Raw genomic sequence first — 26762 nt, 5'->3', positions numbered from 1 at the left:
ATATCCTCAAACAAAAAGGCCGGTCAAAAGACCGGCCTTTTCAGTTCTTATTCTCTGTCACATCAATGATGGGCAGATTGCACTTCTGCCTTGAGCTCTTCTTCCGTCGGAACTGAAACCAGAGGTTTGACAGTTTTAGCAGAAATCAGAGTGTAGAACATCGGCACCACGAACAGTGTGAACATCGTACCGACGATCAGACCGGTGAAAATCACCAGACCCATCGAGTAACGGGCTGCCGCACCGGCACCGGTTGCCATCATCAATGGTACAACGCCGAGCGCCATAGCCGCAGTTGTCATCAGGATCGGACGCAGACGGGTTTTTGCCGAGGCAATAATCGCATCATGACGGCTCAATCCATGCTCATGGCGCTGCTGATTGGCGAACTCCACCATCAAAATACCATGCTTGGTAATCAACCCCACAAGGGTAATCAGACCAACCTGCGTATAGATGTTCAGCGTACCGAGACCAAGGTTCAGCGGCACAATCGCACCGAAAATCGACAGCGGAACGGTCATCATAATGATGAACGGATCGCGGAAGCTTTCGAACTGTGCAGCAAGCACGAGATAGATCACAACAACCGCCAGCGAGAACGCGATCAGAATTGTATTGCCCTGCTCAACTTCCAGACGGGACTGACCCGAATAGTCGATGAAGAAACCTTCCGGCAGTTTGGCATTGGCAATATCAAGGATCGTTTTCAGACCGTCACCGGTTGTAACACCAGGCAATGGCAAAGCGGAAATCGTTGAAGAGTTCAGCTGGTTAAACTGCTCAATCGCGGTCGGAGAAGCCTGATCAACAATCTTCACCACAGCAGACAGCGGCACCATCTCATTCGAAGCACTGCGAACATAGAATTCACCGAGCTTGGACGGATTGCGACGATACTCATCAGGAACCTGCATGATAATATCATAGCTGTTATTATCACGGTCAAACTGAGCAACCTTACCGCCACCGGTCATCAGACCGAGTGTCGCACCGATTTCGCTGACAGTTACGCCCATTGCGGATGCACGCTCACGGTCAACTTCAATCGTTGTCTGCGGAGAATTGAACGACAGGGAGTTCTGAACAATGATGAACTGTCCTGAAGCCTGTGCTTCATTCTTGATTTCCTCAGAAAGCTCGAAAACCTGATCAGACGAACCCGTCGACTGAATAGCAATCGAGATAGGCAGACCACCACCGGTACCCGGCAAAGACGGCGGTGCAAAGATAAACGCCTGCACACCGGTTATGTCTTTAATACGGTTGGTCAGATCCTGCTGAATCTCTTTCTGCGAGCGGGTGCGTTCAGACCAGTCTTTCAGGGCCCAAAGCGCAATACCTTCGTTTGTCGCATTGCCGAAACCGACAATGTTAAAACGTGCTTTCAGCTCTGGCAGATCTTTGGTCAGCTCATCAAGCTGGTCTGCGTAAAGCTTGGTATAATCCGTTGTCGCATATTTAGGACCACTGATAAGTGAGAACAGCGCGCCTGAATCTTCCTCCGGAGCGAGCTCCGATGAGGTGTTGACGAACAGGAATGCCATAACGCCGACCAGTGACACAACAACCAGCATAGTAACCGGACGATAGTTCAGCGAGCCTGAAACCCAACGCTCATAGCCGTTTTCAAAACGCGAGAATAGACGATCCACGAACTGGGCAAACCTGCTGGATTCACCATGCTTGAGCATGCGCGAACACATCATCGGAGAGATGGTCAACGCCGCCACACCGGAGAGAATAACAGCACCGGCCAGTGTGAACGCAAATTCACGGAACAGCGAACCGGTCAGACCACCGGTAAAGCCGAGCGGTGCAAACACCGCAGCCAGCGTAATGGTCATCGCCACGATGGAAGACGTGATCTCCTTCATGCCCACAAAAGAAGCATGGATCGGGGTCAGGCCCTCTTCAATATGACGGTGGATATTCTCAAGCACAACGATCGCATCATCCACCACAAGACCAATGGCCAGAACCATCGCAAGCAGAGAAAGAAGATTGATCGAGAAACCGAGAATGAACAGGAAGAAACACACACCGATCAGCGAGATCGGAATGGTAACAATCGGGATCAGAACCGAACGGAACGAACCAAGGAACAGCAGAATCACGATCACAACGATGATCATCGCTTCAGCAATTGTTTTGAAAACTTCAACAATCGAAGAAGAAATCTGCTCGGTGGCATCGTAAACCAATACGATATCCATGCCCTGCGGCAGGCTTCCCTGAATGCTTGGCAGTTCTTTGGTAACAGCGTTCGCCATATCAATCGGGTTAGCCGAAGGCGTCGGGAACACACCAATAAACGTACCGCTGGAACCATTGAAGGTCACAACTGTATCTGTGCTTTTCGCAGCCAGTTCCACACTGGCAACATCGCGCATACGAATAATGTCTGCGCCATCCGCACGGATCGGCATTTCCGCAAAGGCTTCAGGTGTCTGCAATGTTGAGCGCAGCGTAATTGAAGTTGCGAAATATTCGTTTTTAGTCTTACCCGGTGCCGACAGGAAGTTGGATGCTTTAATCGCCGCCAGAACTTCCGAAGCAGTCACATTACGGGCAGCCATACGGATAGGATCAACCCATACGCGCATGGAATATTCCTGACCACCGAGAATCTGCGCATCGGCCACACCTTCAATGGTGGACATGCGAGGACGGATCACGCGATCAATATATTCCGTGATCTGCTCATTGGTCATATTCGGATTTTGTACAGCCAGATACATGGTCGCAAAAGACTGACCTGTACCTTTGGAAATCACCGGATCTTCAGCTTCACTCGGCAGATCACCGCGAACCTGATTAACCTTGGAGATAACCTCAGTCAGAGCCGCATCAGGATTAGCCCCGAGCTTCATCTGAACTGTAACAGTACTGATTGACTGGCTACTTTTGGAAGTTACATAGTCAACATTTTCGGTAGTCGCCACCGCTTTCGCGATAGGCGCAGTGATGAAGCCCTGAATGAGCTCCGCGCTCGCACCGGCATAGGCGGTCGTAACGGTAATCACCGTTTCGTCCACTTCCGGATACTGCCGCACTGACAGATTGAAAATACCCTGCAAACCAAGCAGGATAATCATCAGCGCAACAACAATCGAAAGAACCGGCCTGCGTATAAAACTATCAGAAAAGCTCATCTCTCGACCTTATGGTTTCTTCTGGGCATCAGCAGGATTGACCTTATTGTCAATATGCGCGCTCATCCCGTTGCTCAGGCGGTTCTGACCGGAAGTCACAACAATGTCGCCTTCCTTCACACCACTCAGAACTTCAACATTATTACCGGTACGGCGGCCGAGTTTCACAAACACCTGATGCAGGGTCAGATTATCAGCTTTCGCAGCTGCCTCATCCTTAGGAGCATCAGCCGCTTTTGCGGCATCGGTCTTCTCAGCTTCTTTTTTCACAACCGTGAAAACATAGTCGCCGTAAAGGCTGGTCACGACAGTTGTCAGCGGCAGAACAATCACATTGTCTTCTTCCGGCAGCACAACACGAACCTGTACGAACTGACCCGGAACCAGTGACTTCTCAGAATTATCAACCTGCGCCTGAATTGAAACCAGACGGCTCGCAGGATCAATCTTCGGATCAATACCGATGATTTTACCCTTGAAAGCATAATCCGCAGCAGATTCACCGATCTGAACTTCCTGTCCGATCGACAAGTTTTTCAGTTCCTGCTCAGGAATGGTAAAGTCAACGCGCATCGTGTCAACATTCTGCAAAGTGGCAACAACTGTGCCCGGTGCCATGAACTGACCGATATCCACGCGCGAAATACCGATTACACCGGAGAAAGGTGCAATAAGCCGCTTGAGATCAAGGGTCGCCTGCGCTTTGGCAACATTTGCCTTGGCAGATGACAAAGCAGCAGCTGTTGTATCAACATTCGATACGGCACCAACGCCTTGTGTACGCAAAGTCTGTGCACGCTTGTAGTTCTGCTCGCTCAGCTCAGCTTCCGCTTTGGTGGCAACCAGATCTGCCTTCTGAATTTCGTCATCCAGCTGCACCAGCAGATCGCCTTTTTTGACCTGCTGGTTTGGCTTGAACAGAATTTCTTTAACAATACCGTCAATCTGGAATGTCAGATTAACGCCGTCTTCAGCGCGGGCCGACCCGATTGCTTCTACGCCCGGCATCCACTGCCCCGGCTTAATCTCAACTGTCGAAACAGCTTGGGAAGGCTGCTTCATATTGGCAAAGAAATCCTTGATCGACTGCGCGCGGTAAAGGTTGAACCCGATCAGGCCTCCGCAGACCAGAACAAGCAATATAATCGCGATGATGAAACGCTTAATCATCTTATGTGGCACTCCTGCCGCAGAATGGATACAGAACGAAGAATGTCCAATCGGCATGGCTGGACACACGTTAATACTAAATAGGGTGCGATAACTGTACGTTAAGCAGAAACTTGTCAACACATGCTCTGGTCACGCTATGGTCATCTGCTTTGTCCGACAAAGGAATTACCGGTTAATATCAGCTTGCCCTGCACAACAGTCTCAGGCTTGATTTATCTTCAACACGAGATATTCCGGTCAGGATTATCTGCTTTCGCCCGATATAAGCACAAGATTTTGTTAAGAAACGACCAACTCAACTCTGATTAGCACAAATTCTGCGACATTTATCAAGATTGTTCAAAGCTTAGACTAAAAAACGGGATTTTTCATCCTATATTATCGCGCACTTATTTATTAATATCACTCACGAAATTGTTATGAATTTTAATCAGCTATTCGGCCTGAGCAGCACCATAAATGCGCCGGAAATCCTTTACTGTACAATATTACGCCATGATTCATTGCTGAAGATGAATGCAGATATTCCGCAGGAATGCAGCCCGGCAGACTGAGTTTCCTGCCCGAAAGCGATGTTTTGCAGACCCTGACGGGAAAAACATTTCAGATTATTATGAAACGGACTATGCTTTCATTATGAGAAAAACACGACCGGTCATTTTTTCCGCACTCTTGTCAGGCGCCACATTATGCTTCGCCTTGCCTGTGCTTGCAGATCAGAACAGCCTCAAAAACACAAGCACACAAGAGCAGCAATCTCCGGCCTACAGTCTGCCCGGAGTGAAGCCCGCCAAACCGATTGTAACGCCTCCGCAGGCGGAGCCGGATGAAGAGCACCTGCGTGCCAATCCTGACGGTAGTTTCATGGTTGGCAAAACCAGAGTGAAAATCAGCGGTTCAGTTATTGTGGATGTCGGCACCAGTTCGGCAAGTCAAAAATAACCACATCGGGCTAGCGATAGAGCATAAAATAAAAGCCGCAAAGACTGGGCAGTCTTGCGGCTTTTTTTTCATTAAAGTGCAGAGTTTTTACCGGTGCCGGCCGCATTAAAACAAAGTGCGACAGACCTTTTTGATATTTCTGCATAACAGGAGCAATCAAAAACTCTCCTGCTTTTGGTATAGAATGATTAGCTGTTTACAGCGTCTTTCAGACCTTTACCGGCCGAAAACTTTGGTACGTTACGGGCAGCAATTTCAACTTCCTTACCGGTCGAAGGATTACGGCCTGTGGAAGCTGCACGATGCGATACGGAGAAAATACCAAAACCTGGCAGGCGAACTTCGCCGCCGTCTTTCAATGCACCGGTGACAGATTCAAGCACAGCGTCAACAGCTGAAGCAGCATCGGTCTTGGTGAGACCTGATTTTTCTGCAACGGCAGCAACCAGTTCATTCTTGTTCATGAGGTAATTCCTTTCACGTTTTTTTCCGCTGGTTACGACTCAGCCGGATTGGCGAAGTTTATTCAAAGAAAGCGGCGAACCAAGCTAAGTTTTCTCTCTAACCCCGTCAAAAAGACGGTTAAACACAGAAATAACCCCTGAAAATCGGCATTTTCCATCCAGAAGCACCTGCGACACTGCCACTGAGCGCTTCACAAGCCCAAAAAGGCCCTTGCTGCGAATCTGTAAGACAGCTGATAAATGTCCCTACCGGAGCTGCCGGAAACAGCAAAATCCGCGCAATAAAAAAGCGGCCGGAGCCGCTTTCTTCATTTTGCAGTCGGAGCAACTATTGCCCGCAGTTTAAAATCAGCCGTGTACTTTTGCTGCGATTTCAGCAACGCGCTTACCCTGGAAGCGGGCGCCGTCCAGCTCCTGCTCGGAAGGCTGGCGCGAACCATCACCATCAGCAGTTGTGGTCATTCCGTATGGAGCGCCGCCACGAACAACATCATTACCGAGCTGACCCTGATAGGCATAGGAAAGCGGCACAATAATCATGCCGTGATGCTGAAGCTGCCACTGCGTCGAAATCAGCGCCAATTCCTGACCACCGTGCTGTGTGGCAGAAGAAGCCATAACAGAACCGATCTTATTCACCAGTGCGCCCTTGGCCCACAGACCACCGGTCTGGTCAAAGAAGTTTTTCATCTGTGAAGACATGATACCGAAACGGGAAGACACACCAACGATAATCGCATCGTAGTTTTCAAGATCAGCAGGGGTCGCAATTTCAGCATCCTGATCCAGCTTAAAGCCGGAAGCCTTGGCAACTTCTGCAGGCACCAGTTCTGCAACGCGCTTAATATCCACCTGAGCACCGGCTTCGCGCGCACCTTCGGCAGCAGCCTTTGCCATCTGTTCCATGTGACCGTAAGCGGAATAGTACAGTACGAGAACCTTAGCCATATTCAAAAATCTCCGTTTATGTGTTTTGCACAAAGCCAGATAAAAAGGCGCAGTGCAGTCTCAATCAAATCTATAGCTGTAATTTAATGCAGGATTTTTAATGCACCAGTCACGACTTACAGGACGCACTGTTCAATATTCAGGACAATAACGCTGACCTTGCAGTCCGTTATGATCTTTCTGCGCAACAAATGATGACCTCAGGATCACTTGACGACCCCTGCTCTGTCCGGTCATGTTCTGCCTGTGAATGGAGTCTCCCATGACGAACAAAGAACCTGTGATTATACGTGCGGCAATGCTGGCAATCGGCGATGAGCTTTTGTCCGGACGCACCAAAGATAAAAATATCGGCTATATGGCAGACCGGCTTTATGAGGCAGGCATTGACCTGACCGAAGTCCGCATTGTTGCCGATGATCAGCCTGCTATTGTTAAGGCCGTGCGCGAACTGAGCAGAGATTACGATTATCTGTTCACCTCCGGCGGCATCGGCCCGACCCATGACGATATCACAGCAGATGCTGTTTCCGCCGCTTTTGACCTGCCATGCATCTATGATGATAAAGCAATGAACATTCTCGGTGCGCATTATAAAAGTAGAGAAGTCGAGTTCACACCGTCGCGTCAGCGTATGGCACGCATGCCCCAAGGCGCGCGGCATATCGACAATCCTGTTTCTGTGGCTCCCGGTTTTATTGTCGGCAATGTCTTTGTTATGGCCGGTGTGCCTTCTGTTTTTCAGGCAATGGTCGGTAATATTCTGCCGGAACTACGCACAGGCAGCCGCTATTATTCGCGCACAATTCTCTGCCCGTTCGGTGAAGGTGTGATCGGCATCCCCCTGCGTGACGTACAGGACGCCCATCCGGATACGATTATCGGCTCATACCCTAAATTTGAGGAAGGAAAATTCTCGACAGAGCTGGTGGTTCGTGCGCGCGATGAGCAAAAAATGAAGGCCGCAGCCATCGCCGTTGAAAAAATGCTGGCAGATATTCAGCAATAATTGCAAGCATTTGCGTTTATTCCTGACATAATATGCGTTATAATATCCATAAGCCACTCTGGTCAAGACGGACGCTATAATATGAGACGAACCCCGCGTATTTGCGGGGTCTTTGATACAAAATTTAAACCGATCTTAAATTGCGCAGCTTTCACGCGTAACGAATATGGAGTGTTACCATGTCCTATCGTACCGTCATCGCCTATATCCGCAGCACGCAGGAGTTACAGAGGATCTTCAAGGCTCTTGCGCTATTGGCGCAAGACGGAGAACCAATGCATGTTACGGGTCTCTATGTTATTCCCACGCCGGTTATTTATTCTGATGCCAGCGGTTTCATAGATGCCAGTTTTTATGAAGGCCACCTCAAATACCATCAAAAAAATGCTGAAAACGTGGCTCATTTTTTTCAAGAGCAAATTGCACGCTATGCCACAACATTTGAGTTCCTGATTGTGCGATCAGAAAGTGACAATGCCAGCCAGACTGTCAACGAATTCGGTATGGCAGCAGATCTTATTCTGGCCGGACAAGCAGACCCGGATGACCCGGACACCCAGATTACACCGCTGGATCAGCTCGTTTACAACACCAAAACGCCGACACTCATTGTGCCGTATAATTTTCATCCGCCCCGCAGCATCCGCAAACTTGCTATCGCTTTCAACGGCAAATATGAAGCCTCAAGCGCTGCATTTGATGCAATGCCACTGGCACGTCACTGCGCAACAGTGAGCATTGTATGGGTTAACGCTCCGAAACCGGAAAGCGAAGAAGCCGCGACAACCGTTATACCCGCACGGCCACACGACCCGAATGCCCCGCGCGAGGCTCCCGAAATTGCCCGTCGCCTGCAACAGGCTTATCAGCGCCACGATATTACAGCCACGATTGATCTGATCCCGTCTGAAGGCCAAACTGTTCAGGATCGGTTACGCCACTATGTGGAAGAAAATGAAATTGATGTGCTGATTATGGGGGCTTATAGCCAGTCACGGCTGAAAGAGCTTATATTTGGCGGTGTCACGCGGTCATTTCTGGCGAATATGCCCTGCATGACACTGTTTTCGCGCTGAGTAGCGTTTTTGCAAAGCACAAACAGCTTTGCAAAACTCCGCAGAAAACGAAAACAAACGAAAATAACCGAAAGACACATCATGATGCAGATTTATCTGCGTCTGTGGCAAACTTAATATTGCCAGAAAAGTGTTTTTTCGTTTATCACGGTAAATCACTTAAATCGGCAAATCTTTAGTGTTTCGCTGAATTTAAGGTCTTATTGCCCGTTGAGATGTCATCGCCCGCCTTTTATATACAACAGGGTGATAAAACTGCCCTCGGCGGATATTATGCCATCTTCAAACCTCAGAGCGGTTTGAGCGATACTGAAACGAAACAATCCCTCAGAGCCGTCGGTGCTTTCACCTGAAACAAACGGCCTGTCGACTATTATAATTGACGGAGCATTTCGATGTCCTTGCCTGATAAAGCTTTCCCGGTTTCCTGGGACCAATTTCATCGCGATGCCCGCGCACTCGCATGGCGTATTTCCGGTCAGGGTAAAGACTGGCATGCAATTGTAGCCATCACCCGTGGCGGACTGGTGCCTGCGGCCATTATCTGCCGTGAGCTTGGCATTCGCATGATCGAAACCGTCTGCATCGCGTCTTATCACGACTATAGTGAACAAGGCGAATTGCGTGTAATTAAATCCATTGGCGAAAAGCTTCTGGAAAACGGCGGCGAAGGCGTTCTCGTGATCGACGATCTTACTGACACCGGCAAGACAGCACAAATCGTGCGCAACATGATGCCAAAAGCACATTTTGCAACCGTTTACGCCAAGCCGCAGGGTCGTCCGCTGATTGATACTTTTGTTACAGAAGTATCGCAGGACACATGGATTTATTTCCCTTGGGATATGGGCTTCACCTATCAGGAGCCTATCGCCAAAGGACACCGCGGCTAAAAAACTTTATCGCCATCCGGCTTATGAAACATCCCGCGCTTGCAGGATCATTGGATGGCGATGACAAGACAACCCAATAAGCCGGAGCGTGTACCGCGATCAATTTGAACCCACGACGCTCTGGCCAAATGACGACAAGAAAATGCCGGTTCGCAACACGCGGTAAAACCGGCAGGTGCGCTAAACTGTTATTTGTGTACAATCGGCCTGAGCGCTTGCAAGCATCACTCAGACAAATTTATCAGATCTTATATGCTGAAATGGGCGGCATATATAAACACAACCAATAACATTACCAGCAGACCAAAGACAAAACACACCTCGGCCAATTTAAAACCATATTGATTGAGGATAATGAACTGCACAGAATAAGTGCGACTATAAAAATACATATAAAGACAATGCCATATATTTTAAAATGGCCAACAAAATTTATAAAAAGGCAAGAAAACTAAGTGAATATACAGGGAACCGGAATTGTCGCTACAGATAAACGGATTTTAACAGCCGCAGGACGCCTTCTGCAGGTAGCAGCATTAGTCTATCGAAATCCTGGCCCCTCTCCTGAAATCCTTTTGATTACCAGTCGCGGCACTGGCCGCTGGATTACACCCAAAGGCTGGCCAAAAGCCGGTAAAACCCTTCATGATATGGCTCTTCGCGAGGCCTTTGAAGAGGCTGGAATTCGCGGGACAGTTAATCCTGATCCGGTTGGACAGTTTGATTATATGAAATATGATTTACCTGTTGAAGCTATTCCCAGCTTTACGGTCAATGTTTATGCGGTTGAATTCAAACGCATGGCAAAGAACTGGCCGGAACGCGGGCAGCGTATCAGCGAATGGGTTAGCCCTGCAGAAGCGGCAGAACGTGTGGACGAGTCAGGACTGAAGCAGCTCCTGCTGAACCTGCCGGAATATATTCACACCAAATAATTCTGCAGAGACCACCATTATAAAAAAGCAGCTGAGCATTCTCAGTCAGACCTGCATCATTGCGGTTGCGACAAATGCTTTCGCAGATTTTATACATATTCCATAACAATTTATCCCTTGCCCCATTGATGCGGGGCAAGGCATCAGTTAGAAGCTTTGATATCCTAGGGACTATGTTCCCGATGCGCACCCGTAGCTCAGCTGGATAGAGTGCTGCCCTCCGAAGGCAGAGGTCACAGGTTCGAATCCTGTCGGGTGCGCCAAAAATTTCAATATGTTAGAGTATTTTGATAATTAGTTTAAATTATCCAACTCACCAAACACTCACATAAAAATATATCTCAATTATTTTTACTGACAAGAAACACAGCAAATATCGGATTCGTATCGGTTTTCCGAAGTCGTCCACATTGCTCGACGAAGCGCTTCTGCCTTGGCTGTATCGGCTTTATTGAAACGAATATAGTGATTGGTACAGCTACAAGCATTGATGAATTGACATACCTACGGCATGAATCAGCTATCGCCATACGGGGCGCTTCGTCATCTGGCACCCGTATATAAATGAGGCCGGTTACTCTGAACGACAAACTTCTATGTTAAGCCATCACTCCAACAGCCGCCTTTTTTCGACAAGAAAATCAACAAAGACGCGCAGTTTGGCTGGCATATGGTCTCTGGACGGCACGTAGATATTGAATCCATCGAAGGGTGGGCAATCCCCCATGACCTTAACTAAGGTGCCGGAAGCCAGATGCTGGCGCACTGCGAAGTCGAGATGCATTATCAGGCCAATTCCCTGAAGCACAGCGCTCAACATGACGTCATCATTGTTCGTTGCTAATGTTCCGACAGGCTGAAAGGTTTGCTGCTCACCTGTTTTTGGATCGGTCAACTCCCAACGAAAAATTGCCCCGCTGCTTGATTGGCGAAAACCGAGACAATTATGGCTCGCCAGATCCTTAAATTGCTTCGGTGGAGGGTAAGATACGAAATAGGCCGGAGAACCGACGATTGCCAAGGAAACCGGAGGTGTGATTGGTACAGCAATCATCGTCTCAGTGACACTCTCTCGCAATCGTATGCCAGCGTCGCAACTTTCTCGAACGATATCGCCCAAGCCGTCATCAATGAACAGCTCGACACGCACCTCAGGATACCGGCGGGAGAACTCCCCCAGATGCGGCTCTATAAAATGCTGCGAGACCACGCGTGGCACATTCAACCGGATTTCGCCACTTGGCTTTTCCCGCGCATTGCCTACCGCCACGACCGCATGAGAGATCATTGCAAGTCCGGGCTCGACTTGTGTGAGCAATTTTCTGCCATCGTCAGTTAGCGACACCGAGCGGGTCGATCGATTGAGCAAGCGGACACCAAGTTGCCCTTCCAAAGTCCGGATTGCCTGTGACAGACCCGATGGAGAAATGCCAATCCGGTTCGCGGCACGGGTGTAACTCCCCTCCCGAGCGACTTCTACAAAGGCAGCGATAGCAGGCAATAAATTACGATCCATAGGTGCCAATTTTGAACTACAGCTTCAAACTCTTTGAAGTATTAGCCTGCTTTTCTACACAGTCCAGAGCATTATATTGCTGTCATGCATAAAGCTTATGGAGCAAAACATGACCAAAACTCTTATCCTTGGTGCCAGCGGGCAAATTGCCCGTCATGTGGTCGGTATGCTGGCTGAACGTGATGATGCAGAAATGACCCTGTTTCTGCGGAATGTACAGAAGCTGGGGCGCGACGTTCCCGCCAATGCCCGTATCATCGAAGGTGACGTTCATAATACCACAAAATTACAAGAGGCTATGAACGGCCAGGATGTCGTATATGCGAACCTCTCCGGCGATGTTGATACGCAGGCTAAAACCATTATAGCAGCCATGAAGGCCTCTGGCGTCCGCAAGCTTATCTTCTGCACCACCCTTGGCATCTATGACGAAGTGCCAGGCAAGTTCGGCGAATGGAACAACCTCGAAATCGGCGAGTATTTTCCGCCTTATCGCAAGGCTGCCGATCTCATCGAGGCATCGGACCTCGACTATGCCATACTGCGTCCGGCATGGCTCACTGACATAGATGAGGTCGACTACGAGACGACCGAACGGAACGAGCCTTTCAAGGGAACGGAAATCGCGCGCAAAAGCGTTGCTGCCGTGGTTGTCGACCTGATCGGTGCGCCGGGCAAACTCGGCAACCGCAACATCGGCATTAACAAGCCCGGTACTGACGGTGAAAAGCCGTCGTTCATGTAAACAGCACCACCCCTATACAGATTGGCGATAACGCCTCTCAATCCTGAAACCAAGGAGCCCGCATCATGGAAACTGTCAAAATCCGCAATCACGATATGTATTGGGATATAGCTGCCGATATCCACTTCCCGCCGAACTTCGACATAGCAAAGAAATATCCGGCCATCATCAGCGCGCACCCCATCGGCAGCTGTAAGGAGCAAACTTCCGGCAACGTTTATGGTGCAGCACTGGCCAATGAAGGCTTTGTCGTCATTGCCTTTGACGCGAGCTTCCAAGGCGCCAGTGGCGGCGAGCCACGCTTTATTGAAGACCCAACGCTGCGTGTCGAGGATTTCCGCCATGTCGCTGACTATCTGATGACACTTCCTTATGTCGACGAAGATCGCATCGGTGTTCTCGGCATCTGCGGGGGTGGCGGGTATTCGATCAACGCCGCCATGACCGAGCGCCGCATCAAGGCGGTTGGCACTGTTACCGGCGCGAACTACGGCCGCTTGATGCGCGGCAATTTCACCGGCCTCAACCCGATCGCCGCGCTCGAAGCGATGGCGAAGCAGCGCACAGCAGAAGCTCGCGGTGCGGACGTCAAGATTGATGACCTGCTGCCACCGTCACCGGAAGAGGCAGGGCGTCTGGGTGTCACCGACCGCGACCCGTTGGAAGCGACCGAATATTACCGCACGCCGCGCGGTCAAAAGCCAAACGGTCTTAACCGTTCAGTGCCTTCGCACCAAGCCGCTGCGGTTGGCTGGGATGCCTTCCACCTCGCCGAGGTGCTACTGACCCAGCCGCTCTGTGTCGTTGTCGGCGATAAAGTCGGAGCATTCGGAGCCTATCGTGATGGCTGCGAGATCATCGAACGCGCCGCATCGAAGAAGAAAGAGCTAGTCGCCCTCGAAGGCTGGTCGCACTACGACCTCTATGACAAGCCTGAGCCGGTCAGTCTGGCACTGGCGAAGCTGATCCCATTCTACAAAGAAAATCTTTGATCACTAAGTCTGCTGACCGGTAACGAGACACCTAATACGAGCACTTTGACTAATACCGACAGGTTTTAGACGTCGCAAACAAGCTGTTGTTTGCTTTGCACTAAACCAAGAGCCCATTTTCTATAATTCCAAAGCGCACTTGGGGCGACATGTCTGTACAGGATGTATACGTCTCAAGTTCCTTGCAGAGACGGGAGAATATTTTCGCAATAAAATCAATGATTTATAGCAATTTGCGATTACAGATAAAGCGTAACTTACCAGAGCATATAATTTTTCAACACAAAATTTGGCGACTTTCCGGTTCGCATAAGCGTGTGCTCCTATGAGCCACATCATGAACACAGTGTCCTATTTGCAAGCTTTGCTCCCGCTCCCCCCACATACTATATCAAGACCAATTGCTATCGAAACCGCTTTAGCGGCAGGAGAACTCTATGAGAGCCTTTGGTTTTTTAAGTTTTGGTCACTACGTGAATGCACAGGGTTCGCAGGCGCGTACAGCCAGCGATATGCTGAAACAGGCCGTCGACATCGGCGTTGGTGCAGACGAACTTGGTGTGAACGGTGCCTATTTCCGCGTGCATCACTTTGCCCGTCAGCAAGCATCGCCAATGCCATTGCTGGCAACGATTGCTGCTAAGACAAAACATATCGAAGTCGGTACCGGCGTTATCGATATGCGCTATGAGAACCCGTTATATCTGGCAGAAGAAGCTGCTGCACTCGACATTCTTGCTGACGGACGTATTGCACTGGGAATCAGTCGCGGCTCACCGGAAACCGTGGTGCGCGGGTACGAAACCTTTGGTTATACCGGTTCAACTGATCCGCGCGGCGCTGATATTGCCCGCACAAAATTCGATCAGTTCATGCGTTCAATTGACGGCGAACGTCTGGCTGCGGGCGAACGCAGTATGACCGGCGGTCAGATGATGCCGATTGAACCGCGCTCTGCCTCATTGCGTGATCATATCTGGTGGGGCTCGGCTACCCGTGAAAGTGCTGAATGGACAGGACAACAAGGCCTGAACATGATGTCCTCTACCTTGTTAACTGAAGATGCAGGAATGCCTTTTGACGAGCTTCAGGCAGAGCAGATTGTTCGTTTCCGCGAAGCCTATCGTGAGGCTGGTCATACAGGTGCTCCGCGCGTTTCTGTCAGCCGCAGCATTTTCCCGATTGTGAACGAACAGGATGCAGCTTATTTCGGTAATGCATCTGAAAAATATGACGGCGTCGGTATGATTGATGGTTTCCGTTCAACATTCGGTCGTACCTATGCTGCCGAGCCGGACAGGCTGATTGAAGAGTTAAAGAAAGATCGTGCCATTGCACTGGCCGATACTCTTATGCTGACAATCCCGAACCAGCTTGGACCGGAGTATAATTTGCATATGTTGGAATCTTTTGCCAAGCATGTGGCTCCCGCACTTGGCTGGAAACCAAACTGGGAAGGACCGGTCACCGGCGATATCATTAAGTAACCAACAATCCCTCAAGCCAGCAATGGCTTGAGGGATTTTTTTAGTGTCCGCATCACTGCAGAGGCAAAACAGACATATCTGGCTACAAACTCTGGGATTACCCTGCCTGCATTATCTGGCACCGACTGCCGAAAAGCCAAAAGACAGTATTCAAACGACCCTCCGCCTCCATCGCAACCTCCCTGTCTTCTGCAGCTTGTTACTATGTACATGCTGTCGTCGTGGCGGAGCGGGCTTTAAATAGCATCAGCACAGTGACTTCCCCACATAAGTCTTACTCTTTTCCGTGAGATAGCTGAATTGCTCCTACTCACATCGTCAGCACAGAAGTTATGTTTCAGCGACAGTGTTAGTGACCATAAACACAAAAGCCGCCGGAATATCCGGCGGCTTTTGCAATAGCTCATATAAATTTAAAGGATCAGGCTTCGATCGCTTTAGCCAAAGCAGCAAGAGCTTCATCAGCCTTGGTACCATCTGGGCCACCTGCCTGTGCCATATCCGGACGGCCACCCCCGCCCTGACCGCCGAGCGCACTCGAGGCAACACGCACCAGATCAACAGCGCTGAAACGTGATGTCAGATCATCAGTAACAGCAACAACCGCACTGGCCTTGCCGTCTTCACTCACACCGATGAAAGCAACGATACCCGAGCCCAGAGCCTTTTTGCCTTCATCAGCCAGCGGCTTCAGATCTTTCGGTGCAACGCCGGTTACGCTGCGCCCCATGAACTGAACTCCGTTAATGGTCTTCGTTTCATTGTCAGCTTTCGATGAACCGCCGCTCAGAGCCAGTTTTTTCCGGGCTTCTGTGAGTTCTTTTTCAAGTTTACGGCGCTCATCAATCAGGCTGTTCACGCGATCCAGCGCTTCTGACGGCGTTGTTTTCAGTGCCGATGCAATCGCTTTAACGCGGTCATCCTGTTCTTCAAGATAGAGACGTGCTGCTTCACCGGTCAGTGCTTCCATACGGCGAACGCCGGCTGCAACAGCGCCTTCAGACACAATGCGTACAAGACCAATATCACCCGTCTGGCGAACATGCGTACCGCCGCAAAGTTCCAGAGAATAGGTTTTACCTGCTTTATCGCCCTGCGTAGCAGTTCCCATAGAAACCACGCGAACTTCGTCGCCATATTTTTCGCCGAACAGAGCCATAGCACCGGCTTCAATCGCATCATCAACGGCCATCAGGCGCGTGCTGACAGGAGCGTTCTGCAGGATGATCTCATTGGCAATGTTTTCAACCTTGCGCAATTCATCTTCGCTGATTGGTTTTGGATGCGAGAAGTCGAAACGCAGACGCTCAGGCGCAACAAGAGAGCCCTTCTGCGCCACATGGCTACCCAATGTTTCGCGCAGCGCCTCATGCAGCAAATGCGTTGCCGAGTGGTTAGACCGTATGCGTGTACGGCGCGAACCGTCTACAACCAGCTCAACGGCATCGCCTGTCTTGATTTCACCCTCATTGATTACAGCCTGATGAATGAAAACCCCGTCCGCTTTTTTCAGCGTATCGGTGATTTCAATCACGAAACCATCGCCATAAATGAAGCCTGTATCACCCTGCTGACCACCGGATTCCGCATAAAACGGTGTCTGATTAACAATGATGCTGACAGTTTCACCCTGAGCAGCCTTGTCAATGATCTGGCCATCGCGCACCAGAGCCGCAACAACGCCCTCAGCTTTCTCAGTATCGTAGCCGAGAAACTCTGTAGCACCGACTTTATCACGAACCGAGTACCAGACTTTTTCCGTAGCAGCATCGCCCGAACCTGACCAGTTGGCGCGTGCTTCGGCCTTCTGGCGTTCCATAGCTGTACTGAAACCATCTGTATCAACAGCAATGCCGCGCTGGCGCAAAGCATCCTGTGTCAGATCAAGCGGGAAACCATAGGTGTCGTAAAGCTTGAACGCAGTCTCACCGTCAAGGCTCTGACCTTCGCTCATATTTTCTGTGGCATCGCTCAAAAGGCCAAGACCGCGTTCCAGCGTTTTGCGGAAACGGGTTTCTTCAAGTTTCAGTGTTTCAGAAATCAGAGCTTCTGCACGCACCAGTTCCGGATAAGCCTGCCCCATTTCACGTACCAGTGTCGGCAGCAGACGATACATCAACGGATCACGGGCACCGAGCAGCTGCGCATGACGCATAGCACGGCGCATAATACGGCGCAGCACATAGCCACGACCTTCATTCGACGGCAGCACGCCATCAGCAATCAGGAAGCTGGCAGAACGCAGGTGATCTGCAATCACACGATGGCTGGCACGCTGGCCACCTTCAGCTTTAACACCGGTTGCTTCTTCCGAAGCGCGGATCAGTGCTTTGAACAGATCAATGTCATAGTTATCGTGAACGCCCTGCAAGACAGCAGCGATGCGCTCCAGTCCCATGCCGGTATCAATCGACGGACGCGGCAAATCAATGCGCTCTTCTTTCGTAATCTGCTCGAACTGCATGAAAACGAGATTCCAGATCTCGATGAAACGGTCACCATCTTCATCAGCTGATCCCGGAGGTCCACCCCAGATGTGATCGCCGTGATCATAGAAAATCTCGGAGCAAGGGCCGCAAGGACCGGTATCACCCATCGACCAGAAATTATCATTGGTGGCGATGCGAATGATACGTTCGTCGGTCAGACCGGCAATTTTCTTCCAGTAATTCGCAGCATCATCATCCGTATGATAAACGGTAACAAGCAGCTTATCTTTGTTCAGACCAAATTCCTTGGTGAGCAAATTCCACGCAAAGGTAATCGCCTCTTCCTTGAAATAATCACCGAAGGAAAAATTCCCCAGCATTTCAAAGAATGTGTGGTGGCGTGCAGTATAGCCGACATTATCCAGATCATTATGCTTACCGCCAGCACGCACGCATTTCTGCGCAGTGGCAGCGCGGCTGTAAGGACGAGTTTCAAGTCCGGTAAATACGTTCTTGAACTGAACCATACCGGCATTGGTAAACATCAAAGTCGGGTCATTGCGCGGGACAAGCGGACTTGACGCCACCGCTTCATGGCCATTCTTACGAAAATAATCGAGGAATGTTGACCTGATCTCGTTAACGCCGCTCATAGTTCACCTTTGGGTTCTGCCCGATTTTCAGCCGCACAAACACGACTTGTAACATCTTAAATAAGCAGTGGATTCAATCTGCACAACAGTCTGACAGGCATAGCCGGAGCTTGCCCAGACAGACCTGTAACAGCAGATGCCATTGCAATTGCCCTGCTTTTAAACAGATGATCAGGCACTGTCCAGATATTCGCATAAATTGCGTGACTATCTGCAACAAAATACCCCGTATTACAGAGGCAATACGGGGTATTAAAATTTCAGTCGGAAAAACCCTCAGGATTACGCTTCAGCGGCATCCGGTGCATCATCACCTTCAGGCCCGCCGTCCAGCATCTGCTCAGCAATCAGACCGGCATTCTGCCGCAGGGTCAGCTCAATCTCATTGGCCACTTCCGGATTTTCCTTCAGGAAGTTTTTCGCATTATCACGCCCCTGACCGAGACGCTGAGAATTATAGGAGAACCATGAACCGGACTTTTCAACGATACCGGCCTTCACGCCGAGATCAACTAGCTCACCGGTCTTGGATACGCCCTGACCATACATGATGTCGAACTCAACCTGCTTGAACGGAGGAGCCAGCTTGTTTTTAACGACCTTAACGCGGGTCTGGTTACCTACAATTTCATCGCGTTCTTTAATCGAACCGATACGACGAATATCCAGACGAACAGAAGCATAGAATTTCAGCGCATTACCACCAGTCGTGGTTTCAGGTGAACCGAACATTACGCCGATTTTCATACGGATCTGGTTGATGAAAATTACCATCGTATTAGACTTGGAAATCGAAGCTGTCAGCTTGCGCAATGCCTGACTCATCAGACGCGCCTGAAGGCCCGGAAGAGAGTCGCCCATCTCGCCTTCAATTTCCGCACGCGGTGTCAAAGCTGCAACGGAGTCGACAACCAGCACATCAATCGCACCGGAACGCACCAGCGTGTCGGTAATTTCCAGCGCCTGCTCACCGGTATCCGGCTGCGAGATCAAAAGATTTTCCAGATCAACACCAAGCTTGCGGGCATAGACAGGATCAAGCGCATGTTCCGCATCAACGAATGCGCAAATGCCGCCTTTTTTCTGTGCTTCGGCAATGGTGTGCAGCGCCATTGTTGTTTTACCCGAGCTTTCAGGCCCGTAAATTTCAACAATACGACCTTTTGGCAAGCCGCCAACGCCAAGCGCAATATCAAGAGACAGCGAACCGGTCGGAACAGTTTCAATTTCCACTATCTTGTCATTCTGGCCAAGGCGCATGATCGAGCCCTTACCAAATGAGCGTTCGATCTGTGACAGCGCCGCGTCCAGAGCCTTTGATTTGTCCACTGATTTATCCTCAACAAGTCGCAATGAATTCTGAGACATTTTACACCATCCCTTTGTGTCACTTGAAGTCCGCAGAATGAAACTTTATGGATAATATGTATCCCATTTGTTCTTAATTCGCAAGATGGTTAACTCATTGATTTAAAAGAATTATCATATTTTGTTCTTCTGTTGTTCTAATTTATAAATAATGCAAAGCTAAAAAATGATTTCGAAATCAAAACAAGACGGGAACGAATTTCACAGAAAGCCGATTCGACCTGAGGTGCTTTTTAAGCGTACCAGTTGTACCGATTGCACATCACCTGTCTCACAATAAAAAACCGCTCCGGCATGACCGGAGCGGTTATTATGCATACAGTCTTTAGAGACCTTACACGCCTTTGAGCGGGGAAATTTCGATTTCCACGCGACGGTTCTGCGCACGGCCATCCGGTGTTGCATTGGATGCAACCGGCTGCGTGGCACCAAAACCCATAATCGCAAAGCGGCGACCGTCGATGCCCTGACCGCTCAGATAATTGCCGACAGAAGCTGCGCGGCGCTGAGACAGATTCTGGTTATGTGAAGCAGAACCGGTCGAATCTGTGTGGCCTTTAATATCAACCAGTGTCTTGTCGAACTTACGCAGAACGATCGCAACTGAAGTCAGAGTCGGGTAGAATTGCGGCATCACAACATCCTGATCGGTGTTGAAAGTGATGCTGGAAGGCATATTCAGGATAATGCGGTCGCCATTACGGGTAACCGATACACCGGTTCCCTGCAGCTGCGCACGCAGTTCATTTTCCTGACGATCCATATAGTTACCGATTGCACCGCCACCCAGTGCGCCAAGACCGGCACCGATCAGTACAGCATTACGCTGCGCAGTGCTCGAACCGCCGACCATCAGACCGCCCAGTGCGCCGACAGCAGCGCCGATACCTGCACCACCGGCAGTATTCGACATCTTCTGTTCGCCTGTATAAGGATCTGTTGTACAACCGGCCAGAAACGTAACTGCGGCGGCTGCAATAGCAATCTTTTTCAACATGGTTCAAATTTCCTGATTCAAGATGTGCCGCAGGATAACGGCAAATACGGCACTATGTTGGTTAATTTTGGATGCAAGGTCAAATTCATATCACTTAAAAGCTAGTTTTATGATCTGTCTGGGTCAAACCTTGCCATTTGCATGACAACAGACAGGCCATTGCCCGCTATAAAGAGGGCATAGCTTTCAAATATCCGCTTTGAACTGCAGAAAATACCCGAACAAAAGAATCGCAATCCTTACCGGATCGCCCGTCCCTCGCCGTCAAAACGATGCGTTTTACCACTGTCCGGCGTCGCATAAATCACCGAACCCGGCTCAACACGATACTGGCCAAAAATACGTACAGTCAAAAGACCCGCACTTTCTGTATCCAGATAAACATTGGTATCAGCGCCGAGCTGCTCAACATGAATGACAGAGCCTTTCCACTGCCCTGAATTGCTATCCAGCGTAATATGTTCCGGCCGGATACCAATGCGCTTTGCCTGTCCGTCATTCAGCGCAGCGGCATCAACAAAATTCATTTTCGGAGAACCGATAAATCCGGCGACGAACTCATTATCCGGTGCATTATAGAGATCCATCGGCGCACCGACCTGCTCAATCTTACCGGCATTCAGCACCACAATCCGGTCAGCCAGCGTCATCGCTTCCACCTGATCATGGGTCACATAAATCATGGTGGCAGAAAGTTGGCGATGCAGCTTGGCGATTTCCAGTCGCGTATTCACGCGCAAGGCCGCATCAAGATTGGACAATGGCTCGTCAAAAAGGAACAGTTTCGGCTCGCGCACCAGTGCACGGCCAATCGCCACACGCTGACGCTGCCCGCCCGAAAGCTCTGCCGGACGGCGCTGCAAATAGCTTTCCAATGAAAGCATGCCAGAGGCCTGCTTAACCCGTTCATTGATTTCAGCGGTCGGTTTACCAGCCTGCTTGAGACCAAGCCCCATATTCGCTTCTACTGTGAGATGCGGATACAGCGCATAGCTCTGAAACACCATCGCAATGCCGCGCTTGGCAGGTGGTGTCTGATTGACAACCTGATCATCAATTTGCACTTCGCCGGAATTGGCATCTTCCAGCCCCGCAATAATGCGCAGGAGCGTAGATTTTCCGCAACCGGACGGCCCGACAAAAACGACCAGTTCACCGTCACGCACATCCAGATCGATACCTTTGATAATATCGACCTGACCATATGATTTACGGATATTATTGAGTTTCAGAGTTCCCAAAGTCGTTTTCCCGTCAGAATAATTTCAAGGCCAAAACCGCGCAGTATAAACCGCAGGCAGTTTTTATAATTTCACAGCCAGACCACTACGCACACTCTCATCAGCGGCAAGACAAATCCGCAAAGACTGCACCGCGTCATCCATATGGCGGGTCAGATCAATATTCTCTGTGATTGCCTTGAGCATGAAAGCCTGCTCGCGGTCACAGAGTTCCTGATGATCCGGCTCACCCTGCATGGACAAAAGCTCGTCCTGCTTTTTGAATTTGCCGTTAGCATCGGTTTCAGCCTGATGCACGCGGATGACCGATGTCTTGGTATGGGTGTTAATGTCAGCGGAACTCGCGCCCTCTTCCATCACAATGGAAACGCAGCCCTTTGGCGAGATCACATCTTTAACGAAGAAGGCAGTTTCCGACATCATCGGCCCCCAGCCGGCCTCATACCAGCCCACTGAGCCGTCGGCGAACAACACTTGCAGATGACCGTAATTATACATACCTTCCGCAACTTCATCGCTCAGACGCACGCCCATGCCGCGCACTTCCACAGCTTTGGCATCTGTGATCTGGCACATCACATCCAGATAATGCACGCCGCAATCGACAATCGGCGATGTGGTTTTCATCAGCTGTTTATGGGTCTGCCAATGGGCGCCGCTGGATTGCTGGTTCAAATTCATGCGGAAAACATAAGGCCCGCCGAGATTGCGCGCCTCTTCAATCAGACGCACCCATGACGGATGATGGCGCAGAATATAGCCGATCACCAGCTGGCGACCCGTCTCTTTGGCTTTTGCTACCACGCGCTCGGCATCAGCCACCGTTGTCGCCAGCGGTTTCTCGACGAAGACATCCGCACCCGCTTCCAATGCCATAACGGCATAATCCGCATGGCTGTCCGAATAGGTTGCAACGCAAACCAGATCAGGTTTCAGCTGCTGCAGAGCCTCTTCATAAGACGTCAGCAGCGGATAGGAGCGCAGTTCTTCCGGCAGATTGACCGGCGAGCGGTTGACCAGCCCAACAATCTCAAAGCCCGGATTTTTATGATAAGCAACCGCATGGCTAAGCCCCATATTGCCCAGACCGGCGACCATTACGCGCAGCTTTTTTTTCCCGACTTCACTCATTTGACTGCTCCTGCGGTAATGCCGCGAATTAACTGACGGGAGAATATGAAATACAGGATCAGCACCGGCAGGATCGCCAGCGACAGCGCGGCCAAAACCGCATTCCAGTTGGTTACATATTGCCCGATAAACATCTGTGCGCCGAGCGTAACAGTTTTGGTTTCCTCAGACGGCGCAAGGATAAGCGGGAACCAGAGATCATTCCAGATCGGGATCATCGTAAACACCGCAACCGTTGCCATCGCCGGACGCACCAGCGGCAACACAAGGCGGAAGAAAATGCGATATTCACTCAAACCATCGATACGGCCTGCATCTTTCAAGTCTTTAGACACCTGCCCCATAAATTCGGACAAGATGAAGATCGCCAGCGGCAACCCCTGCGCCGTATAAACAAGGATCAACGAGGTCAGCGTGTTGACCAGACCACTGGCCACCATCAGCTCCAGAATAGAAACCGTGCCAAGGCGGATCGGGATCATAATGCCCAGCGCCAGATAAAGCCCCATCAGTGTATTGCCGCGAAAGCGATATTCCGACAACGCAAAAGCAGCCATAGCCCCGAAGACCAGTACCAGTGCAATCGCAACGACCGTCACAATCATACTGTTTTGGAAATAGAGAAAGAAATTGCCCTGTGTCATCACCGTCTGATAGCCGACAAGACTGAAAGTCTCAGCACTTGGCAGCGACAAAGGCGAACGGAAGATTGCCGCCTTGGTCTTGAATGAATTGATGATGATGATCACCACCGGAAACAGGGCGATCATCGTATAGAGGATCAGGATCGCATGGGCTGCAATGCTGCGGACCGGTGACTGTGTTGCTCGGCTCATATTATTATCCTCAGAACTGGTAGCGACGCAGACGCCGCTGAATGCCGAACAGATAGACGCAGACACCAATCAGGATAATGAAGAACATCAGCGAGGCGATCGTAGCACCCATATTTCTGTCGCCAACCTGAAGCTGGAAACCGAAGAAGGTGCGGAACATGAAAGTTCCCAGAATATCAGTCGAGTAATTCGGCCCTGCCAGCGCACCCTGCGCAGAATAAATCAGGTCGAAAGCGTTGAAATTGCCGACAAATGTCAGAATTGAGATAATCCCGATGGAAGGCAGGATCAGCGGCAGCTTGATCTTCCAGAACTGCGATACGCCGGTAATCCCGTCGCATTCCGCGGCCTCAATAATCTCATCAGGAATAGACAGCAGTGCTGCATAAATCAGCATCATCGGAATACCGATAAACTGCCATACAGAAATCAAACCAAGCGTTGTCAGCGCATATTCTTTTTGGCCAAGCCACGGTGCGAACAGGCTTTTCAGTCCCACCAGATCAAGCATATTCGGCGCAACGCCCCAAAGCGGTGACAGAATGAGCTTCCAGACAAAGCCGACAATCACAAAGGAAAGAATAGTCGGAATAAAGATCGCCGAGCGATAGAACGCAGCATACCGGAGTTTCGGATGGCTAAGCAGCGCGGCAAGCAAAATACCAATCGGATTTTGCACCAGCATATGGATGATAAAGAACCAGGTATTATTGCCGAGCGCATTCCAGAAGCTGGCCGACCAACGCTCATCACCAAGCAAAGTGCGGAAATTATCCAGACCGACAAAAAAGCTCTGCTGGTTTTCAACACGGAACAACGACAACTGCATGGTTCCGAAAAGCGGCAGGATCATAATAGCCGTATAAACCAGCACCGCCGGTGCCAGAAAAACCGCTATATGCCAGCGGAAAGGCGTTTTGCTTGCAGAATTTCGCGCCATGCCGGTCTTACGCTTTCAAACAGAGCATTTCCGATAATACGACTGTCGTCTGCACCGGAACATGCATAAAAATCAGATGGTAAAAAAGCCACCCGCCTACTTCCGCACCACGTCATATACAGACAATGGCACGGATTGCGGCGAATGGCTTCAATTCATGTTATTTCGCAGGCTTGTACCAGCTGTCGAGGCCTTTTTGCAGCTTTTCGCCGGCCTGTTCAGGTGTTACTGTACCATTGATAACATTGGCAGATTCAATCCAGGTTTCGTTTTCCAGATTTGGTGTACCGCGTGACAGGATTTGGTAGGTCGAACGGATTGTCGACTTACAGTCCTTACGCCAGCCAACCATTTCAGCAGCCAGAGGATCTTCCAGTTTGATGTCACTTGAAGACAGGCTGAAGAAGCCAGGAAGCGCATTCGCATAAATGGTTGCGAACTCATCCGATGCCACCCAGTTCAGGAACTTCGCTGCAGCTTCCGGATTTTTGGTCTTGGCATTCATGCCAATGCCCAGATCGTTATGATCCGAGATATAGCAGGTGTCGCCGACTTTACGCACAGGTGGGGCGAAAGCACCCATTTTGAAATCAACCTGCGGGTTGAAAACGCTGATTTCCCATGAGCCGGTCGGATAGATCGCTGCACGGCCAAGTGTGAACAGGTTCTGGCTGTCCGGATAGGTCTGCGCTTCGAAACCGTCGCCCAGATAATCTTTCCATTTTGCAAGAGTTTTATATGGCTCTACCCAATCCGCATCGGTCAGTTTCTGTGTACCGGCGATCAGCGCTTTACGGCCTTCTTCACCCTTCCAGTATGTCGGGCCGATATTCTGGTAGCCCATCGTCGCGGCTTCCCAGAGGTCTTTCGTGCCCATAGCCATCGGAATGTAGTTGCCGTCAGCTTTAATCTTATCCAGAGCAGCAAAGAACTCTTCTTCTGTCTTCGGAACGGTGACGCCTACTTTTTCAAAGGCATCCTTATTATAGATGAAGCCATGAATAACAGATGCAACCGGCACGCAGAATGCGGTTTTGCCATCATCGGTCTGCCATGCGGATTTTGCCACATCGCTGAAATTCTTCATGCCTTCGAGATCGCTCAGTGAAGACAGCTGACCTTTTTCATAAAGTGCCAGCGACTTATCGAACGGACGGCAGGTGATGATGTCACCGGCAGTACCGGCATCAAGCTTGGCACCCAGCGCCGCATCATATTCGGTCGGCGTTGAAGGGTTGAAGGTAATTTTGATACCCGGATTTGCAGCCTCAAAAGCCGGAATAAGCTTTTCCTGCCAGATTGGCAGATCGTCATTGCGCCAGCTTTCAATCGTCAGGGTTACATCCTGCGCTGAAGCGACCGACACAGCACCCAGTACAGAAGCACCAAGAACACTTGATGCCAGTAATGCGGAACTGAAGTTTTTAAAATTCATTTTTCTCTCCCCGCGGCGCGCTCAATCCGGCGCGTCATGAAACTTGTTCGTTTCTGTTCTCAATGTCCGGTTTTCCGGGTATTCTCTTCTCGAGCATTTCCAGTGTGATCTGGCATCGTCTCCGGCATGCAGACAGAAAACCCTGTCCCGCAGCCTCCGAACAGAACCGATTTTTGCGTTTGAAAAACTCCCAGAGTATACGTTGTGCCGGAGGTACTATATTCCTGAAAATATTCCGCCCGTTTTCACACCGCCCCTTAAGACCTCTTCTCCCGTCTGCCCTTCCTGTCCTCACACAGAGTAATGCGTAAATATCTACGCCTGTCCAGTAAAAGCAAAGATTTTATCACCGATACTTACATTCCCCACCAGTCGTCTTATTCAAATAGTAATATTG

21 protein-coding genes and 1 tRNA gene are annotated in these 26762 nt (G+C 50.1%); 9 read left to right on the top strand and 13 right to left on the bottom strand.

Features of this window, described 5'->3' with window-relative positions; translation table 11 throughout:
- Positions 1 to 62: 62 nt before the first annotated feature.
- Complete coding sequence (locus P8H26_RS01835; RefSeq protein WP_289631143.1) at positions 63 to 3155, bottom strand: efflux RND transporter permease subunit; 3093 nt, start codon at positions 3153 to 3155, stop codon at positions 63 to 65.
- Between the two features lie 9 nt (positions 3156 to 3164).
- On the bottom strand, positions 3165 to 4325 hold the full coding sequence (locus P8H26_RS01830) for an efflux RND transporter periplasmic adaptor subunit (RefSeq protein WP_289631142.1): 1161 nt from the start codon (positions 4323 to 4325) through the stop codon (positions 3165 to 3167).
- 639 nt (positions 4326 to 4964) lie between these two features.
- On the opposite strand from P8H26_RS01830, the gene P8H26_RS01825 reads away from it, so the two are divergent.
- Complete coding sequence (locus tag P8H26_RS01825) at positions 4965 to 5270, top strand: hypothetical protein (protein ID WP_289631141.1); 306 nt, start codon at positions 4965 to 4967, stop codon at positions 5268 to 5270.
- A gap of 188 nt (positions 5271 to 5458) precedes the next feature.
- On the opposite strand, the gene P8H26_RS01820 is transcribed toward P8H26_RS01825, so the two are convergent.
- A complete protein-coding gene (locus P8H26_RS01820; RefSeq protein WP_022711909.1) occupies positions 5459 to 5734 on the bottom strand; it encodes an HU family DNA-binding protein in 276 nt (91 codons plus the stop codon).
- A gap of 348 nt (positions 5735 to 6082) precedes the next feature.
- Positions 6083 to 6682 carry an NAD(P)H:quinone oxidoreductase type IV gene (gene wrbA / locus P8H26_RS01815; protein ID WP_289631140.1) on the bottom strand — a complete coding sequence of 200 codons (600 nt, stop codon included), beginning with the start codon at positions 6680 to 6682 and terminating at the stop codon, positions 6083 to 6085.
- Between the two features lie 262 nt (positions 6683 to 6944).
- Here wrbA and P8H26_RS01810 point away from each other — a divergent pair, with 262 nt between their 5' ends.
- From P8H26_RS01810 to P8H26_RS01790, 5 genes are all read left to right on the top strand, one after another.
- The gene (locus P8H26_RS01810; protein ID WP_289631139.1) at positions 6945 to 7691 is read left to right on the top strand and encodes a competence/damage-inducible protein A; all 747 of its coding nucleotides are present in this window, start codon (positions 6945 to 6947) and stop codon (positions 7689 to 7691) included.
- Between the two features lie 179 nt (positions 7692 to 7870).
- Positions 7871 to 8767, top strand: a complete 897-nt coding sequence (locus tag P8H26_RS01805; RefSeq protein ID WP_289631138.1) for a universal stress protein — start codon at positions 7871 to 7873, stop codon at positions 8765 to 8767.
- 395 nt (positions 8768 to 9162) lie between these two features.
- On the top strand, positions 9163 to 9660 hold the full coding sequence (gene gpt, locus P8H26_RS01800) for a xanthine phosphoribosyltransferase (protein ID WP_289631137.1): 498 nt from the start codon (positions 9163 to 9165) through the stop codon (positions 9658 to 9660).
- A 455-nt stretch (positions 9661 to 10115) separates the two neighbouring features.
- Entirely contained in the window at positions 10116 to 10595 is a 480-nt protein-coding gene (locus P8H26_RS01795) for an NUDIX hydrolase (RefSeq protein ID WP_289631136.1), read from the top strand.
- Between the two features lie 186 nt (positions 10596 to 10781).
- Positions 10782 to 10858, top strand: a tRNA-Arg gene (locus tag P8H26_RS01790).
- Between the two features lie 344 nt (positions 10859 to 11202).
- On the opposite strand, the gene P8H26_RS01785 is transcribed toward P8H26_RS01790, so the two are convergent.
- Positions 11203 to 12111: a LysR family transcriptional regulator gene (locus P8H26_RS01785; protein WP_289631135.1), complete on the bottom strand. Its 909-nt coding sequence runs from the start codon at positions 12109 to 12111 to the stop codon at positions 11203 to 11205.
- A gap of 109 nt (positions 12112 to 12220) precedes the next feature.
- Here P8H26_RS01785 and P8H26_RS01780 point away from each other — a divergent pair, with 109 nt between their 5' ends.
- From P8H26_RS01780 to P8H26_RS01770, 3 genes are all read left to right on the top strand, one after another.
- Complete coding sequence (locus P8H26_RS01780) at positions 12221 to 12856, top strand: SDR family oxidoreductase (RefSeq protein WP_289631134.1); 636 nt, start codon at positions 12221 to 12223, stop codon at positions 12854 to 12856.
- 65 nt (positions 12857 to 12921) lie between these two features.
- On the top strand, positions 12922 to 13848 hold the full coding sequence (locus P8H26_RS01775) for an alpha/beta hydrolase (protein ID WP_289631133.1): 927 nt from the start codon (positions 12922 to 12924) through the stop codon (positions 13846 to 13848).
- Between the two features lie 437 nt (positions 13849 to 14285).
- Positions 14286 to 15335 (top strand): LLM class flavin-dependent oxidoreductase, encoded by a 1050-nt coding sequence (locus tag P8H26_RS01770; RefSeq protein WP_289631132.1) that lies wholly within the window; start codon positions 14286 to 14288, stop codon positions 15333 to 15335.
- Between the two features lie 421 nt (positions 15336 to 15756).
- On the opposite strand, the gene alaS is transcribed toward P8H26_RS01770, so the two are convergent.
- The 8 genes from alaS to P8H26_RS01730 all read right to left on the bottom strand — a co-directional run bounded on the left by alaS (position 15757) and on the right by P8H26_RS01730 (position 26365).
- Positions 15757 to 18417, bottom strand: coding sequence for an alanine--tRNA ligase (gene alaS / locus P8H26_RS01765; RefSeq protein WP_289631131.1), 2661 nt, complete (start codon positions 18415 to 18417; stop codon positions 15757 to 15759).
- 282 nt (positions 18418 to 18699) lie between these two features.
- Positions 18700 to 19785 (bottom strand): recombinase RecA, encoded by a 1086-nt coding sequence (gene recA / locus P8H26_RS01760; protein ID WP_289631130.1) that lies wholly within the window; start codon positions 19783 to 19785, stop codon positions 18700 to 18702.
- 334 nt (positions 19786 to 20119) lie between these two features.
- Positions 20120 to 20782, bottom strand: coding sequence for an OmpA family protein (locus P8H26_RS01755; RefSeq protein WP_289631129.1), 663 nt, complete (start codon positions 20780 to 20782; stop codon positions 20120 to 20122).
- Positions 20783 to 21021: 239 nt separating this feature from the next.
- Entirely contained in the window at positions 21022 to 22023 is a 1002-nt protein-coding gene (locus P8H26_RS01750) for an ABC transporter ATP-binding protein (protein ID WP_289631128.1), read from the bottom strand.
- A gap of 63 nt (positions 22024 to 22086) precedes the next feature.
- Positions 22087 to 23154 carry a Gfo/Idh/MocA family protein gene (locus P8H26_RS01745; protein WP_289631127.1) on the bottom strand — a complete coding sequence of 356 codons (1068 nt, stop codon included), beginning with the start codon at positions 23152 to 23154 and terminating at the stop codon, positions 22087 to 22089.
- Positions 23151 to 23990: a carbohydrate ABC transporter permease gene (locus P8H26_RS01740; protein ID WP_289631126.1), complete on the bottom strand. Its 840-nt coding sequence runs from the start codon at positions 23988 to 23990 to the stop codon at positions 23151 to 23153. Before P8H26_RS01740 ends, P8H26_RS01745 begins: the two co-directional genes overlap by 4 nt.
- A 10-nt stretch (positions 23991 to 24000) precedes the next feature.
- Positions 24001 to 24930 (bottom strand): carbohydrate ABC transporter permease, encoded by a 930-nt coding sequence (locus P8H26_RS01735; protein WP_289631125.1) that lies wholly within the window; start codon positions 24928 to 24930, stop codon positions 24001 to 24003.
- 160 nt (positions 24931 to 25090) lie between these two features.
- Positions 25091 to 26365: an ABC transporter substrate-binding protein gene (locus tag P8H26_RS01730; RefSeq protein WP_289631124.1), complete on the bottom strand. Its 1275-nt coding sequence runs from the start codon at positions 26363 to 26365 to the stop codon at positions 25091 to 25093.
- Between the last annotated feature and the right edge of the window lie 397 nt (positions 26366 to 26762).

It is taken from the genome of Pseudochrobactrum sp. sp1633, assembly GCF_030376605.1.
Lineage (GTDB): Bacteria > Pseudomonadota > Alphaproteobacteria > Rhizobiales > Rhizobiaceae > Pseudochrobactrum.
The sequence above is the reverse complement of the archived record's forward strand: the minus strand, read 5'-3'. Positions and strand labels throughout refer to the sequence as shown.